15 protein-coding genes and 1 tRNA gene are annotated in these 13,946 nt (G+C 70.2%); 7 read left to right on the top strand and 9 right to left on the bottom strand.

The features are described from left to right. Positions 1-2: 2 nt before the first annotated feature. Both MKK82_RS05075 and MKK82_RS05070 read left to right on the top strand, forming a co-directional pair. The gene (locus tag MKK82_RS05075; RefSeq protein WP_238290826.1) at positions 3-806 is read left to right on the top strand and encodes a thiazole synthase; all 804 of its coding nucleotides are present in this window, start codon (positions 3-5) and stop codon (positions 804-806) included. Further along, entirely contained in the window at positions 803-1,447 is a 645-nt protein-coding gene (locus tag MKK82_RS05070) for a thiamine phosphate synthase (protein ID WP_243984820.1), read from the top strand. The genes MKK82_RS05075 and MKK82_RS05070 overlap by 4 nt, the downstream gene beginning before the upstream one ends. Positions 1,448-1,594: 147 nt before the next feature. Here the strand turns inward: MKK82_RS05070 and MKK82_RS05065 are convergent, their stop codons facing one another. From MKK82_RS05065 to map, 6 genes are all read right to left on the bottom strand, one after another. Continuing rightward, positions 1,595-2,344: a peptidase gene (locus tag MKK82_RS05065; RefSeq protein WP_238290828.1), complete on the bottom strand. Its 750-nt coding sequence runs from the start codon at positions 2,342-2,344 to the stop codon at positions 1,595-1,597. A gap of 44 nt (positions 2,345-2,388) precedes the next feature. Beyond that, a complete protein-coding gene (locus MKK82_RS05060; RefSeq protein ID WP_238290829.1) occupies positions 2,389-3,216 on the bottom strand; it encodes a transglutaminase family protein in 828 nt (275 codons plus the stop codon). Between the two features lie 21 nt (positions 3,217-3,237). Then, positions 3,238-4,185 (bottom strand): alpha-E domain-containing protein, encoded by a 948-nt coding sequence (locus MKK82_RS05055; protein WP_238290830.1) that lies wholly within the window; start codon positions 4,183-4,185, stop codon positions 3,238-3,240. A 67-nt stretch (positions 4,186-4,252) separates the two neighbouring features. Next, the gene (locus tag MKK82_RS05050; protein ID WP_238290831.1) at positions 4,253-5,686 is read right to left on the bottom strand and encodes a circularly permuted type 2 ATP-grasp protein; all 1,434 of its coding nucleotides are present in this window, start codon (positions 5,684-5,686) and stop codon (positions 4,253-4,255) included. 96 nt (positions 5,687-5,782) lie between these two features. After that, a complete protein-coding gene (radC, locus tag MKK82_RS05045) occupies positions 5,783-6,496 on the bottom strand; it encodes a RadC family protein (protein WP_279602799.1) in 714 nt (237 codons plus the stop codon). 29 nt (positions 6,497-6,525) lie between these two features. Further along, positions 6,526-7,362 (bottom strand): type I methionyl aminopeptidase, encoded by an 837-nt coding sequence (map, locus tag MKK82_RS05040; RefSeq protein ID WP_238290856.1) that lies wholly within the window; start codon positions 7,360-7,362, stop codon positions 6,526-6,528. Positions 7,363-7,561: 199 nt separating this feature from the next. Between map and MKK82_RS05035 the strand changes: the two genes are divergently transcribed. The 4 genes from MKK82_RS05035 to MKK82_RS05020 all read left to right on the top strand — a co-directional run bounded on the left by MKK82_RS05035 (position 7,562) and on the right by MKK82_RS05020 (position 9,506). Continuing rightward, the gene (locus MKK82_RS05035; RefSeq protein ID WP_238290835.1) at positions 7,562-7,816 is read left to right on the top strand and encodes a zinc-finger domain-containing protein; all 255 of its coding nucleotides are present in this window, start codon (positions 7,562-7,564) and stop codon (positions 7,814-7,816) included. Between the two features lie 13 nt (positions 7,817-7,829). Next, a complete protein-coding gene (locus tag MKK82_RS05030) occupies positions 7,830-9,023 on the top strand; it encodes an FAD-dependent monooxygenase (RefSeq protein ID WP_238290837.1) in 1,194 nt (397 codons plus the stop codon). A 34-nt stretch (positions 9,024-9,057) separates the two neighbouring features. Further along, positions 9,058-9,144, top strand: a tRNA-Leu gene (locus MKK82_RS05025). Positions 9,145-9,257: 113 nt separating this feature from the next. Then, positions 9,258-9,506, top strand: a complete 249-nt coding sequence (locus MKK82_RS05020) for a flagellar protein (RefSeq protein ID WP_238290155.1) — start codon at positions 9,258-9,260, stop codon at positions 9,504-9,506. 302 nt (positions 9,507-9,808) lie between these two features. On the opposite strand, the gene MKK82_RS05015 is transcribed toward MKK82_RS05020, so the two are convergent. The 3 genes from MKK82_RS05015 to MKK82_RS05005 form a co-directional block, all read right to left on the bottom strand. Next, positions 9,809-10,180 carry a hypothetical protein gene (locus MKK82_RS05015; RefSeq protein ID WP_243984816.1) on the bottom strand — a complete coding sequence of 124 codons (372 nt, stop codon included), beginning with the start codon at positions 10,178-10,180 and terminating at the stop codon, positions 9,809-9,811. Between the two features lie 108 nt (positions 10,181-10,288). Continuing rightward, entirely contained in the window at positions 10,289-10,522 is a 234-nt protein-coding gene (locus tag MKK82_RS05010) for a hypothetical protein (RefSeq protein ID WP_238290152.1), read from the bottom strand. A gap of 150 nt (positions 10,523-10,672) precedes the next feature. Further along, positions 10,673-11,302: a carboxymuconolactone decarboxylase family protein gene (locus tag MKK82_RS05005; protein WP_238290151.1), complete on the bottom strand. Its 630-nt coding sequence runs from the start codon at positions 11,300-11,302 to the stop codon at positions 10,673-10,675. 163 nt (positions 11,303-11,465) lie between these two features. Here MKK82_RS05005 and hrpB point away from each other — a divergent pair, with 163 nt between their 5' ends. Further along, positions 11,466-13,919 carry an ATP-dependent helicase HrpB gene (hrpB, locus tag MKK82_RS05000; RefSeq protein ID WP_243984814.1) on the top strand — a complete coding sequence of 818 codons (2,454 nt, stop codon included), beginning with the start codon at positions 11,466-11,468 and terminating at the stop codon, positions 13,917-13,919. Positions 13,920-13,946 lie beyond the last annotated feature (27 nt).

The raw sequence follows: 13,946 nt of genomic DNA, 5'->3' as shown, positions 1-13,946 counted from the left end.
ACATGGACCACACCGTCACGCCGCTGCATCCCGAGAGCGGGGAGGACAGTCTGATCATCGCCGGGGTGAGCCTGTCGTCCCGGCTGTTCATCGGCACCGCCGGCTACCCGACGCAGGCGATCATGCGCGACGCCGTCCAGGCGAGCGGCGCCGACGTGGTGACCGCCTCGATCCGCCGAGTCTCGCTGCATGGCCACGGCTCCGACACGGTGAAGATCCTGAAGGGCAAGCGCTTCCTGCCGAACACTGCCGGCTGCGAGACCGCCCGCGACGCGATCATGACCGCGGAACTGGCGCGGGAGGCCCTCGATACCAATTGGATCAAGGTTGAGGTGATCGGCGACCGGGAGACGCTCTACCCGGACGTCACCGAGCTGATGGAGGCCTGCCGCCACCTCGTGGATGAGGGCTTCGTGGTGCTGCCCTACTGCAACGACGATCCGATCATCTGCCAGCGCCTGGAGGATCTCGGCTGTGCCGCCGTGATGCCCATGGGCTCGCTGATCGGCTCGGGGATGGGCGTGGCGAACCCGGCCAATCTCGAATTGATCTGCCGCCGCGCGACGGTGCCGGTGATCGTCGATGCCGGGATCGGCACAGCCTCGGACGCCGTGATCGCCATGGAGCTCGGCGCCTCCGCCTGCCTGATCAACACCGCGGTCGCCAAGGCCGACGATCCAATCCGCATGGCGCGCGCCATGCGCCGGGCGGTCGAGGCCGGCCGCGACGCGCACTTGGCCGGGCGGATTCCCCGCCGCGGCCGGGCCGAACCGTCCAGCCCGCAGCTCGGCCTCGTCGGCTCGTGAGGACGCTGCCGTCGCCGCTGCTGGCGGTAACGGACCGACATGGACATGAGCGGCCGCTCGCCGAGACCGTCCAGGCGATCCTGGAAGGCGGCGGTCGCTGGATCTGGTTCCGGGACCGCGACCTCGATCCGCTGGCCCGCCGAGGCCTCGGCGAAGCCGTGGCCGCGCGCGTCCGGGCCTTCGGTGGCGTCCTGACCGTGGGTGGCGACGCCGCGCTGGCACAGACCCTCGGTGGCGGCGTCCATCTCGGAGGCGGCTCCGGTTCCGAAGCGATCCTGACGGCGCGGGCGACATTGGGGGAGGGCGCGCTGATCGGCGTGTCGGCCCACGCGCCGCATGAGGTCTCGGCCGCCGCGGAAGCCGGCGCCGACTATGTGACCCTCAGCCCGATCTACGCGACCGCCAGCAAGCCGGGCTACGGACCGGCTCTGGGACCCGAAGGTCTCGCGACCGCACCGGGGCTCCCCGTGGTCGCGCTCGGCGGAATCGACCTGACTCGGATCACGGAATGCCGGGCCGCCGGCGCAGCCGGCGTGGCGATCATGGGCGGCCTCATGCGGGCCGGCGATCCGGCCGACGCCGCATACCGGATGCTCACAGCCTGGGAGGCGGCCGGGCCCTCGCCCGAGCCGCGGGCGTAACGCAGGCGGCTCCGGGGGGCACCGGGTGTCCCGGGGTCGGGATCCGTCGCGGTCGCGCGGTCAGGCTCCGTGACGAGCCGACGGCCTCCCGCGATCCGGAGGTCGGGGCGCGGCAACGCGCCGTGTCGGCTCGTCCGCCGCAATCCGCTAGCTGCTCGTCGGCCCGTAGGGCGGCCTCGGGATCGCGCGGTGGGCCGCTCGGAGCGCCGCCGACCAGCGCTCACGCAGGTCGTGGAAATAGCCCTCTCCGGCTTCGATCCGGTGGTTCACCTCGAGAGACAACGCGCTCCGGCGGGCGAGCGCGATGTCGATCGGCAGGCCGACGCCCAGATTCGAGCGCATGGTCGAGTCCATCGAGACCAAGCTGACCTTCAGGGCGTCGTACAGATCCGTCGTGTATTTGACCGCGCGGTCGAGGATCGGCTTGCCGTACTTGTGCTCGCCGATCTGGAGAAACGGCGCGTCGGTGCTGCACTCGATGAAATTACCCGCCGAGTAGATCAGGTAGAGCCGCATCTCGCCGTTGCCGATCTGGCCGCCGAACAGCAGCGAGATGGAGAACCGGATGTTGGCCGCCTCGAACCCGTCCTTCTCGATCGCCCGGACACGCCGGATGGCGCGGCCGATGAGCTGCGCCGCCTGGAACATGGTCGGTGCCTCGACGAGCTTCTGGGGCGGCTCATCGTCCTCGCCCGGCACGCCCTCCTGGAGCAGGCTCAGGACCGACTGGGTGATCGACAGGTTGCCGGCGGAAGCCAGCATCATCACCCGCTCGCCCGGCACGTTGAAGTGATGGAGCTTCCGGTACGTCGAGATATCGTCGAGGCCCGCATTCGTGCGGGTGTCGGCGACCATCACGAGTCCTTCCTCGACCAGGACACCGACGCAGTAGGTCATCGTCTTCGGTCTCTCGTGTGGCCGGCGGGAAGCTGTCGGCGGGATCAGGATTGGGTGGCCGCCCTGCCTTGCTCGACGCGAAGCTTCACGTCCAGTGTCTCGGTGCCGCCGCCGGTGCGGCTGCCGCGGATCGGCGCGGCGCCGAGATAGTCCAGACCGGTCGCGACGCGGATGTAGTTGTCCGACGGGCTCACGTCGAAGCTCGGGTCGAACGCCACCCAGCCGAGATTGGGCACCAGCGCCTCGACCCAGCCGTGCGGTGCCTCGACGTCGGCCTGTCCGTCGTCGCGGGCGCGGTAGCCCGCCACGTAGCGGGCCGGGATGCCGATATGGCGGGCGGCGGCGATGAAGACGTGGGCCAGGTCCTGACAGACCCCGCGCCCGGCCGCGAAGGCCTTGTCGGCCGGGACGGCGTTGGCGGCGGGGCCGGGCTCGTGGACCACCGCACCCTGCACGGCGCCCATCAACCGGTGAAGGAGAGCCAGGGCAGCGGCATCCCCCGCCGCCGCGACGCGTTCGGCGAAGGCGTGCAGTTCGGGGCTCGCCGCGCAAAGGTCCGTGTCACGGAGGTAGAATTCGTCGGGCAGGCGCTCCACGGTCCCGCGCACGACGCCGTGGGTATCGTCGGTGTCGACCTCGCCGGTGACCCGGATGGTCAGGGCGTCGGACGGTTCGTCCGGCGTGAACCAGTGGACCACGTTGCCGAAACCGTCCTCGCGGGCGGTGAGCCGCCCGTCGACCGTGGTGTCGATCCGCCAGTTCCTGACGTACTGCCCGTCATGGTCCCGCGGCGTGAGCCGCAGGACCTGCACGAGCCCGCGGGCCGGTTGCTCGTAGGTGTAGATGGTCTCGTGAACCACGCGGATGCGCATGCGCCGCCCTATCCGTTCCGTTCAGCCGACCAGATACTGCTTGGCGATCGCCTCGCCCACCCTGTTGTTCTCGGCGATGAACGCCTCCACGAACTCGTGCAACCCCGAGGCGAAGACTCGATCGATGTCCTCGCTCTCCAGCTTCGCCAGCATGTTGCCGGCCAGCCGCTGGCTCGGGCCGCGGCGGCCGTAAGCATCGGCGATCAGGTCGAGGTACTCGACGATCACGCCATAGCAGTTCGAGAAGGAGCGCGGCATCTGCTTGTTGAGTATCAGCAGGTCGGCCACCAGCAGCGGCTTGATGCTCTCGCGATACACCCAGTGATAGGCGTTGAACGCCGAGACTTCGCGCAGGATCGTGGTCCACTGGAAGTAGTCGAGGCTGCCGCCGACCGTCTCGTCATGGGGGAGCAGGATCTGGTACTTCACGTCGAGGATGCGGGCGGTGTTGTCGGCCCGCTCGATCGCCGTGCCGAGGCGGGTGAACCAGAAGGCGTCGTTGCGCAGCATCGTCCGGAACGCCGAACCGTCGAAGGTCAGCGAGACGGTCTTCACCCAGTCGAGGAAGCGGCCGAACTCGTCGCGGTTGAGATCCTTGCCGGCGTAGTTGCGCAGTTCGAGCCATGCTCCGTTGATCGCGTCCCACATCTCGGTGGTGAGCGCCGTGCGTACCGATCGGGCGTTCTCACGGGCCGATTCGATGCAGGACCGGATCGAGGACGGGTTGTGCGGACTGAACGCGAGGAAGTCGCAGACCGTGTCGGCATTCACCGCGCTGTAGTGGGTCTTGAACGCGTCCGGGTCCCCAGCCGAGGCGAGCGCCGAGTCCCACTCGTTGCTCTCGCCGCCGCCGTAATTGGACGGCAGCGACGCGAAGCGGTGCGCCGCGTCGAGGATGCGGGCGACGAAGTCTGCGCGCTCGACGTAGCGGGAGAGCCAGAAGAGATTGTCGGCAGTCCTGGAGAGCATCTGTCTTCAGCCAAGTCGTGCGGACATTAGGGTCCGCGCCGCGGAGCAACCGGGGATCGCGTGGATCTCAGGCGTCGAGCACCCAGGTGTCCTTCGTACCACCGCCCTGGCTCGAATTGACTACCAGAGAGCCCTCCTTCAGCGCCACCCTAGTCAAACCGCCGGGCACGATGCGGATCTGGTCGGCACCGTTGAGCACGAACGGCCGCAGGTCGACGTGGCGAGGTGCGACGCCGGACGCCACGAAGGTCGGGCAGGTGGAGAGCGACAGGGTCGGCTGGGCGATGAAGCCGTCCGGCGCGTGTTTCAGTTTCCGGGCGAAGTCATCCAGTTCACGCTTGCTGGCGTGGGGCCCGACCAGCATCCCGTAGCCGCCCGAGCCGTTGACCTCCTTGACCACCAAGTCCGACAGATTGTCCATCACGTACGCGAAGGCGTCCTTCTCGCGGCAGCGGTAGGTTGGCACGTTGTGCAGGATCGGCTCCTCGCCGGTGAAGAACTTCACGATCTCCGGCATGTAGCTGTAGACGGCCTTGTCGTCCGAGATGCCGGTTCCGACCGCGTTGGCCAGCGTCACCGATCCGCGCTCGTAGGCATTCATCAGGCCCGGTACACCGAGGACCGAATCCGGACGGAAGACCAGCGGATCCAGGAAATCGTCGTCAAGACGGCGATAGATCACGTCGACCCTGCGCGGTCCCTCGGTGGTGCGCATGTAGACCACGTCGTCCTTGGTGAAGAGGTCGGAGGCCTCCACCAGCTCGACGCCGAGCTTGTCGGCCAGGAAGGAGTGCTCGTAGAACGCGGAATTGTAGCGCCCGGGGGTGAGCAGCACGACCGTCGGGTCGCGCGTAGCCGAGCCCGGTGCGAGGCTGCGGAGGGTGGCGAGGAGCGCATCCGGGTAATTCTCCACCGGCGCAACCCGGTGCTTGGAGAACAGGTCCGGGAACAGCCGCAGCATCACCTCTCGGTTCTCCAGCATGTAGGAGACGCCGGACGGAATGCGGGCATTGTCCTCCAGCACGAAGAAATCGTTCTCGCCGGTCCGGACGATGTCGATACCGGCGATGTGGACGTAGAGGTCGTGCGGCACGCGGAAGCTGCGCATCTCCATGCGGTAATGCGCATTCCGGTAGACGAGGTCGGCCGGGATGATGCCGGCCTTGATGCATTCCTGCGCGCCGTAGATGTCTTTCAGGAACAGGTTGATGGCGGTGACCCGCTGCTTCAGCCCACGCTCCAGGAATCCCCATTCGGGCTTGGTGATCACCCGGGGAATGATGTCGAACGGGATCAGCCGCTCGGTCGACTCGTTGTCGCCGTAGACCGCGAAGGTGATTCCGATCCGGCGGAACAGCAGTTCGGCTTGACTGCGGCGGGTGTTGAAGTGCTCGGGCGGCGTGGTCTCCAGCCAGGCTTTGAGCTGGCCGTAGGCGTCGCGGACGGCGGCCGGATCGGCGTCACCGATCCCGTTCATCTCGTCGAAGGCCGTCACCGCCATTTCGCTCCTCCCGTACGCTCCCGCTCTTGAGGCAAGAGGCGCGCCACGTGTTCATGGCTATCGCCACGCGCGATAACGCTCAAGGCGGCCGGAGGATCAGATCAGCTTCAAACCTTTCAGGCTGGCATGACCGTTTCGGCCGAGGACCACGTGGTCGTGTACGACGATCTTCAGCGGCGCCAGCACCGTCACGATCTCGCGGGTCATCGCCACGTCGGCCGCGGAGGGGCTCGGATCGCCCGACGGGTGATTGTGGGCCAGGATGATCGCGGTCGCCGAGAGCTCCAGCGCCCGCCGGGCGACCTCGCGGGGATAGACCGGCGTGTGATCGACGGTGCCGCGCCCCTGCACCTCGTCGGCGATGAGGTGGTTGCGCTTGTCGAGGAACAGGATGCGGAACTCTTCGCGGGGCGCGAACGCCATGGTGGCGCGCAGGTACTCGTGCAGTGCGGTCCACGAATCCAGGAGTGCGCGCTCACGGATCGCGCCCCTGGCGACGCGCCGGGCGGCCGCCTCGATCACCTTGAGATCCGAAACGACACCGGCGCTCACGCCATCGACCTCCACCAGGCGCGCCGGCTCGGCACCCACGACCTCGGCGAAGCTGCCGAACCGCGCGACCAGGGCCTTGGCGAGGGGTTTCACGTCGCGTCGCGGAATGGCGCGGAACAGGACCAGCTCAAGCAACTCGTAATCGGGCAGCGCGTCGCCGCCCGCGGCTGCGAACTTGTCGCGCAACCGGTCCCGGTGGCCGTGGTAGTGCGGCGGCTCCTTCTCGACGGAGGACGGGACGGCGCTGTCCGCGAACAGCCCCGCGCCACCGTCATCCGCCCCGGAAGTCACGGCCGGTCGGCGGCAGGGTTGACGGGCTGGTGCAGACCCTTGGGCGAGACTGTGAAGATCTCGACGCCGGTCTCGGTGACGCCCACGGTGTGCTCGAACTGAGCGGAGAGCGAGCGGTCCCGGGTCACCGCGGTCCAGCCGTCGCCCAGCACCTTCACGGCAGGCCGGCCGAGATTGATCATCGGCTCGACGGTGAAGAACTGGCCGGGCTTGAACGGCACGTCGTAGCTCGCCTCGACGTAGTGCAGGATGGTGGGCGCGTCGTGATAGGTCCGGCCGAGCCCGTGGCCGCAGAAATCGCGCACCACCGAGCAGCGCTCGCTCTCGGCGTAGGATTGGATTGCCCGGCCGATATCGTTGGTCGAGCCGCCCGGCTTCACGGCCGCAACGCCGCGCATCAGCGCCTCGTAGGTGATCTCGCACAGGCGCTGCGCCTTCCGGGGAACCTCCCCGACATAGGCCATGCGACTCGAGTCACCGTGCCAGCCGTCGAGGATCAGGCAGATGTCGAGGTTGACGATGTCGCCCTCGCGCAGCGGCTTGTCGTTCGGGATGCCGTGGCAGACGACGTGGTTGATCGAGGTGCAGATCGATTTGGGGTAACCGCGGTAGAGCAGCGATGCCGGATAGGCCCCGTGATCCATGGCGAACTCGTAGGCGAGCTGATCCAGCGCCTCGGTGGTGACGCCGGGCTGCGTCGCCGCCATCAGAAGGTCGAGGGCCTCGGCGGTCAGCCGTCCCGCCCGCCGCATGCCTTCGAAGCCCTCCGGCCCGTGGATCGGCGGCTCCGGGGCGCGGCGCGTGCCCTGCGCGGTGGCCTGTTCCTGCTGCATCGTCGAGACTTTTCGCGGCGTCATCAATGGGGCGTCCGCCCTATGTACGATCTGGGGCGCGGCAGGCCAAGCGGCGTCCGGCGCCGTTCGGGCGAGGCTTGCGCCGGCCGCGGGGCTGGCGGCATAAGCAGCCGCGAGGCGCCCGGGAGCGCGCGGGCAGATTCGCCGCGCGGCGGATCGCGGGGCAGGTGAGGGCCGGATGGCAGGCAAGGCGGTACCGCACTTCCACAACGAGCCCGGCGTGCCGGTGATCACCGTGGGGGTGAAGGAGTTCATGTGCATCGGCGCGCTGCCGCCGTTCGACCACCCCCACGTGTTCCTCGACATGGGCGCCGACAGCGAACTCATCTGCCAGTACTGCTCGACGCTCTACCGCTACCGTGCGGGCCTGAAGGCCGACGAGGCGGAGCCGCAGGCCTGCGTGTGGCACGACGCCAAGCTCGCCGCGGAGTAAGGCGCGGCCGGCGGTGTCCTCCGACCTTCCATCTCTGCGGATCGGGATCGTCGGAGCCGGGATCGGCGGGCTGACGGCGGCTCTTGCGTTGTCGGATGCCGGCCATTCCGTGACGGTCATCGAGCGCCGGACCGGCTTCAGCGAGGTCGGAGCCGGGATCCAGATCTCGCCCAACGCGAGCCGGGTGCTCGCCGCGCTCGGCCTCTCGGCCGCCCTGCGCCGGGCGGCGAGCGAGCCGCCGGGCGTGGAGGTGCGCGCCCTCGGTAGCGGGCGCCGCATCGGCGGCGTCACCCTGGGCGCACAGGCTCACAGCCGGTTCGGCGCCCCCTATTATGTCATCCATCGCGCCGACCTGCAGACGCTCCTCCTCGACGCGCTGCGGAGCCGTCCCGCGATCCGTCTCATGATGGGCCGCACCGTCGCGAACGTAACCGAGACAGCTTCCGAAGCCCGCCTCTTCATGGAGAGTGCCAGCGGTCTGCAGGAACTGGGTTTCGATCTCGCGATCGGGGCCGATGGTATCCGCTCCCGCCTGCGCCCGTTGCAAGACGCGGCAAAGCTGCGACCGGCGCATGCGGCGGCGTGGCGCGCCCTGGTCCCCATGGAGGCGGTGCCCGAGCCGTTGCGGGGTGGCTCGACCGGTCTCTGGCTCGGACGCGGCCGGCACGTCGTGCATTATCCGGTTCGCGACGGTCAGTTCCTCAACGTCGTGGCCGTGATCCCCGAGGCCGTGGGCGACGAGGGTTGGGGCCGGCTCGGGGAGCCGGCCGTGCTGCGGGCCCATTTCCGCGGCTGCGCAGGGCCGCTGCGGGACTTGCTCAGCCTGCCCGATTCCTGGCTGGTCTGGTCACTCGCCGACCGGGCGACGGCGCGCCCTATGGCCCGCGGCCGGGTCGCGCTGGTCGGCGATGCGGCTCATCCGGTCCTGCCGTTCCTCGCTCAGGGGGCCGCCCTGGCCATCGAGGATGCCGCCGTGCTGACGCAGGCGCTGGCGGCGCACGCGGACGTGCCAGCGGCCCTGGCGGCCTTCTCAAAGAGCCGGACGGCCCGGGTCCGGCGCGTCCAGAGGGCAGCCCGAAGCAACGGCAGGACCTATCATGCCGGCGGCCTCGTGGGCCTCGTGCGCAACGCGGTGATGGGCCGCCTCGGGCCTGACGGCATGCGCGACCGCTACGCCTGGCTCTACGGTTGGACGCCCCCGGCTTGATCGCGCTCGCGGCCCCCGCTACCCAGAAGCGGGCGCGGACGTGGCGGAACCGGTAGACGCACGAGACTTAAAATCTTGCGGCCGCAAGGCCGTGCGGGTTCGAGTCCCGCCGTCCGCACCACGCCGAGGCGCCGATCGCAGGCGGTCCCGAAGTTTGAAGCATCGCATTTGAGCGATGCGCGAAACCGATGCTCAGCACGTCCCATGTCACGATGCCCGTCGGGAGGCTTTGACATGATCGACTCTCTTCAGACTGCCACCACGGCTATGACCCGCGCCACGGAGCGCGTCGGAACGGCCGCGCAGACCATCGCGTCGAGCGGCGTGCCCGTCGGCGGCCCGGCCCTGGCGCCATCCGACCGGGTCGACCTCTCGGGTGCCGCCGCGGAATTGATCGGCGCGAAATCCGCTTTCGCCCTCAACGCAGCCGTGGCCCGGACGTCCGATCGGATGATCGGCCGGATGCTCGACATCCGCACCTGACGGCGCGGACCGCCCGAATCGTCAGGCAGGCCGGGATGCCGGCCGCCGGGGACACGGGACCGGCGTCCGTGCGGAGTCCACGGCGGTCCGAACGCCGACGCCTTTGCTGATGAACGATGCGCAGGCCATCGCCCGATGCGGTTGTGTTCCCGGGTGATCGTCCCGGGTCGGCAAGTCGGAAACGGCTTCACGCTGATCGAACGTTCGCCCGTTCGATGCCGATATCGGTGATCCTGCCCGGAGCCTCGATCGTCGGCGCCGGCACACCGGTCATCCCGGTCTCCGGCGACGCCGGGACCTGCTCACCAGCCGCGATAGCCGTAGCCGTCGTCCCAATCGCGGCGCCAGTGGCGCGCGGGGCCATACCAGACCGGTACCCGCTCGTACGTGACGGCCCGGCGGGGGGCGTAGACTGGACCGTCCTCCTCGTAGACCCGGTACGTGGGCGCGGGCCGTACCACCACGGGCGCGGGTGCGTAGCCGTCGTCGGGGTACCCGTATCCGTATCCGGGAGCGGAACGCGCCTGGGTCGCGGCACCGATCAGCGCGCCGGCCGCGAGACCACCGATGAGACCCGCAGCGAGGGCGCCGCCGCCGCGAGCCTCGGCCGCCGACGAGGCCAGGGCGCCCGCGCCGATCAGCGTGGCGGCCGAGAGCAGAGCGATGCGTGTCATGACCTGTCTCCGAGGGAAGTGCGGTACGCCGTGGGGCGTCCCGGATCACGAGATCGACCTTCGCACGGCCACGCTGCACCGTGCCTGACGGTCTGTTGCAGTCGCCGTTCAGCTTGCCCGCTCGAACGACGCCCCGGGGCCGCCGCGGACGTAGCCGCGGGAGATCAGTCGGCTCCGTTCCCGGGTGCGCCGCTCGGCCTCCATCAGGTCCGACAGGGCGTCCGCGATGGCGCAGCGCAGGGCGATCCCGGCGTCGCCGCCGGAAGAGCCCAAATAGGCCGCGGTGATCGCCTCAACCGGGCAGGCGTGATCGTCTCGCTTGGCCGTGGCCTCGCTGAGCATTGTGGCCTCCTTCGTTGCGAACCGGAACGAAAGAAGAACAGGCCACGAGGGTTAACGTTTGGGCAACGGCTCCGCGGCGCCCCGTTCCGACATGCCGCCAGCCTGTGGACTACGGGGATGAAGCCGGTCCGCGCCTGAGGATAAGCTCCCTTACTCCGGATGGCGCGGCAGGGGCTTCCCGTCTGCAGGGATCACGTAGCGAGCGGCGTTCAGCTCCATCGCCAGGAACGTGTAGTAGCCCGAGATCGCCGCGAGATCGACGACGCCCGCTTTCCCGAACCGGGACTCCGCCCGGGCGAAGGTTGCGTCCGAGACGCGGTGGGTGTCCTGAAGCTCGGACGTAAAGTCGTAGACGATCGTCTCGTCGTCGCTCAATCGCGCGGGCCGGCGGCCGTCTCGGATCGCCGCGATGATCTCAGGCGCGATGCCGGCCTTCTCGGCGATCGGCGCGTGGACATACCACTCGTAATCCTGCGTCCAGCGGCGGGCGGTCATCAGGATCACGAGCTCCGACAGCGTCGTGCCGATCTTCGGCTTGTAGCGAAGGTAGTCTCCCATCGAGCGCGCGAGGGTCATTACCTCGGGGGAGTGCATCAGCGGCTCGAACGGACCGAAGGGCGGCTTCCCGCGCGCCTGCTCGAACGCCTCAGCTGCCTGCTTCTGATCGGGCGTGTATTGCTGCGGGGGAATGGTCGGCAGCCGATCCTGCGCCCGGGCGACGGTGAGCGCCAGGGGCAGGGCGGCCAGCGCCACAGCGAGGGCGCGGCGAGGGCTTCTCATGGGGTCACTCCCGAAAATTTTCTTGCCTTGACGCAACACCATCGCGGCATGACGCGACTTCGGCCAGGGCTCGGGCGGAACCGCCGGTATCGTTTCCCGCCCACCGTCACGCGGCGGTCAGGACGGTTGCGCTCGGGGCCGCGCCGCGCCATCAGCGGCCGCGATGGCTGGCCTCACGACCGCGTTGCCGATCGAGGCGGCGCTCCCCGATCTGCGTCGCGCACTCGCCGGACGGAACGCCGCCGTCCTGGTGGCGCCCCCGGGTGCCGGCAAGACCACGCGCGTTCCCCTCGACCTGCTGGAGGCTCCCTGGCTCGAAGGACGCAAGATCATCCTGCTGGAGCCGCGGCGGCTCGCGGCCCGGGCGGCCGCATCCCGCATGGCCCAGACGCTGGGGGAGCCGGTCGGCGGCACGATCGGCCTGCGCGTCCGGCTCGGCTCGAAGATCTCGGCCCGGACCCGGATCGAGGTCGTGACCGAAGGCGTGTTCACGCGGATGGTCCTCGACGATCCGGAACTGTCCGGCATCGGCGCGGTCCTGTTCGACGAATTCCACGAACGCTCCCTCGATGCCGACCTCGGCCTCGCCCTGGCCCTCGACGCCCAAGGGGGATTGCGCGAGGACCTGCGGATCCTGGTCATGTCGGCGACGCTCGACGGCGCCCGGGTGGCCGCGCTCATGAGCGACGCCCCAGTGGTCGCCTCCGAGGGCCGGGCCTTCCCGGTGGAGACGCGCTACGTCGAGCGCGACCCGAACCGGCGCATCGAAGAGGTCGTGGCCGACGTGACGCTCCGCGCCCTGCGAGCGGATCCCGGCTCGGTGCTGGTCTTCCTGCCCGGACAGGCGGAGATCCGTCGTACGGCGGACATCCTCGCCGTGCGGGTGGATCCCGACGTGCGGCTCGCGCCGCTCTACGGTGCCCTCAGCCCGGCCGAGCAGGATCGCGCCGTCGCGTCGACGCCCGCCGGCACCCGCAAGGTGGTGCTCGCCACCAGCATCGCCGAAACCTCGCTGACCATCGAGGGCGTGCGGATCGTGGTCGATTCCGGGCTGGCGCGGGTGCCGGTCTACGAGCCGGGCCTCGGCCTGACGCGGCTCGTGACCGCGCGGGCGTCCCGCGCGTCCGTGGACCAGCGCCGCGGCCGGGCCGGCCGCACGGAGCCGGGCCTGTGCTGGCGCCTCTGGACTGAGGCGGGCACCAGCGCCCTGGAGCCGTTCACGCGGCCCGACATCCTGTCGGCCGACCTCGCCGGGCTGCTCCTCGACTGCGCCGCCTGGGGGGTGGCCGATCCGCGGCGCCTGGCCTTCCTCGATCCGCCACCGGCTCCGGCCCTGGCGGAGGCCCGCGCCTCGCTAGCTGAACTCGGGGCTCTCGACGCAGCCGGGCGCCTGACGGAGGTCGGGGCGCGCCTTCGGGCGCTGCCGCTGCCGCCGCGTCTCGCCCGGATGGTGACGGCAGCCGCCGGGGAGGGGCAAGCCCGCGCGGCAGCGGATCTCGCGGCGGTCCTGTCGGAGCGTGGCCTGGGCGGCGACAGCGTCGATCTCGACGAGCGGGTCGAGCGGTTCCGCCGCGACAGGGGCGACCGGGCGGCCAACATGCGCCGGCTCGCGGAAGGTTGGGCGCGGATCGCAGGCGGGAGCCAGCCGGACGCGCCGGCCTCCGCGGGTCCGCTCCTGGCGCTCGCCTATCCGGATCGCGTCGCCCGCGCCCGCGGACGCGAGGGTGAGTTCGTGATGGCGAGTGGCCGGGCCGGCCGGCTCGACCCGGCGAGCCCCCTCGCGCGGGAGACGCATCTGGTGGTCGCCGACCTCGCCGGGGCGGCCGGCAATGCGCGCATACTGGCGGCGGCGGCGATCGCTGCCGAGGCGATCGAGCGGACCTTCGCCGACCGGATCGAGACGCGCACGGAGATCAACTTCGACCCGCAGGCCGCCGCCCTCCGGGCACGGGCCGTCCGCCGTCTGGGCGCAGTCAACCTCGGTTCGCGACCGCTGCCGGCGCCGGCGACGGCGGAGAGTGCGGAAATCCTGGCGGTGGGCATCGCGAATCTCGGACTCGATCGCCTGCCCTGGACGACCGCCCTGTCGCAGTGGCGCGCCCGGATCCGGTTCCTGCACGGTGCCGAGGGCGACGCTTGGCCGGACCTTTCGGACGACGCTCTCGTCGCGACCGCCCCGGCTTGGCTCGCCCCGGCCCTCGTCGGTCGCACCGCCCTGTCGGCCGTCACGGCGGACGACCTCGCCGGCGCCCTGCAGGATCTCCTGCCATGGCAGCTCCGCACCCGGCTCGACGCGGAGGCACCGACCCATGTCGAGGTGCCGACCGGCTCGCGCATCCCCGTGGATTACGCCGCCGCGGAGCCGGCCCTCGCCGTGCGCGTGCAGGAGCTCTTCGGCCTCGATCGGCACCCGACCGCCGGTGGTCGGCCGCTGGTGCTGCACCTCCTGTCGCCGGCGCAGCGCCCGATCCAGATCACCCGCGACCTGCCGGGGTTCTGGCGGGGCTCGTGGTCGGCGGTGCGGGCGGAGATGCGCGGGCGCTATCCCCGCCACTCCTGGCCGGAGGATCCGCTCAGCGAAGCTCCGACCCGCCGGGCGAAGCCGCGGGGCACTTGAAGCCGCCGCCCTATCTCACGGCCGCGA

Origin of the sequence: Methylobacterium sp. E-046 (assembly GCF_022829625.1) — a bacterium.
Classification (GTDB): domain Bacteria; phylum Pseudomonadota; class Alphaproteobacteria; order Rhizobiales; family Beijerinckiaceae; genus Methylobacterium; species Methylobacterium longum.
The sequence above is the reverse complement of the archived record's forward strand: the minus strand, read 5'-3'. Positions and strand labels throughout refer to the sequence as shown.

What these genes read in the sequence shown, in the direction of transcription:
- MKK82_RS05075 (WP_238290826.1), top strand. Translation starts at nt 3, where the DNA reads ATGGACCACACCGTCACGCCGCTGCATCCCGAGAGCGGGGAGGACAGT.
- MKK82_RS05065 (WP_238290828.1), bottom strand. Translation starts at nt 2,344, where the DNA reads ATGACCTACTGCGTCGGTGTCCTGGTCGAGGAAGGACTCGTGATGGTC.
- MKK82_RS05060 (WP_238290829.1), bottom strand. Translation starts at nt 3,216, where the DNA reads ATGCGCATCCGCGTGGTTCACGAGACCATCTACACCTACGAGCAACCG.
- MKK82_RS05055 (WP_238290830.1), bottom strand. Translation starts at nt 4,185, where the DNA reads ATGCTCTCCAGGACTGCCGACAATCTCTTCTGGCTCTCCCGCTACGTC.
- MKK82_RS05050 (WP_238290831.1), bottom strand. Translation starts at nt 5,686, where the DNA reads ATGGCGGTGACGGCCTTCGACGAGATGAACGGGATCGGTGACGCCGAT.
- map (WP_238290856.1), bottom strand. Translation starts at nt 7,362, where the DNA reads ATGCAGCAGGAACAGGCCACCGCGCAGGGCACGCGCCGCGCCCCGGAG.
- MKK82_RS05035 (WP_238290835.1), top strand. Translation starts at nt 7,562, where the DNA reads ATGGCAGGCAAGGCGGTACCGCACTTCCACAACGAGCCCGGCGTGCCG.
- MKK82_RS05020 (WP_238290155.1), top strand. Translation starts at nt 9,258, where the DNA reads ATGATCGACTCTCTTCAGACTGCCACCACGGCTATGACCCGCGCCACG.
- MKK82_RS05015 (WP_243984816.1), bottom strand. Translation starts at nt 10,180, where the DNA reads ATGACACGCATCGCTCTGCTCTCGGCCGCCACGCTGATCGGCGCGGGC.
- MKK82_RS05010 (WP_238290152.1), bottom strand. Translation starts at nt 10,522, where the DNA reads ATGCTCAGCGAGGCCACGGCCAAGCGAGACGATCACGCCTGCCCGGTT.
- MKK82_RS05005 (WP_238290151.1), bottom strand. Translation starts at nt 11,302, where the DNA reads ATGAGAAGCCCTCGCCGCGCCCTCGCTGTGGCGCTGGCCGCCCTGCCC.
- hrpB (WP_243984814.1), top strand. Translation starts at nt 11,466, where the DNA reads ATGGCTGGCCTCACGACCGCGTTGCCGATCGAGGCGGCGCTCCCCGAT.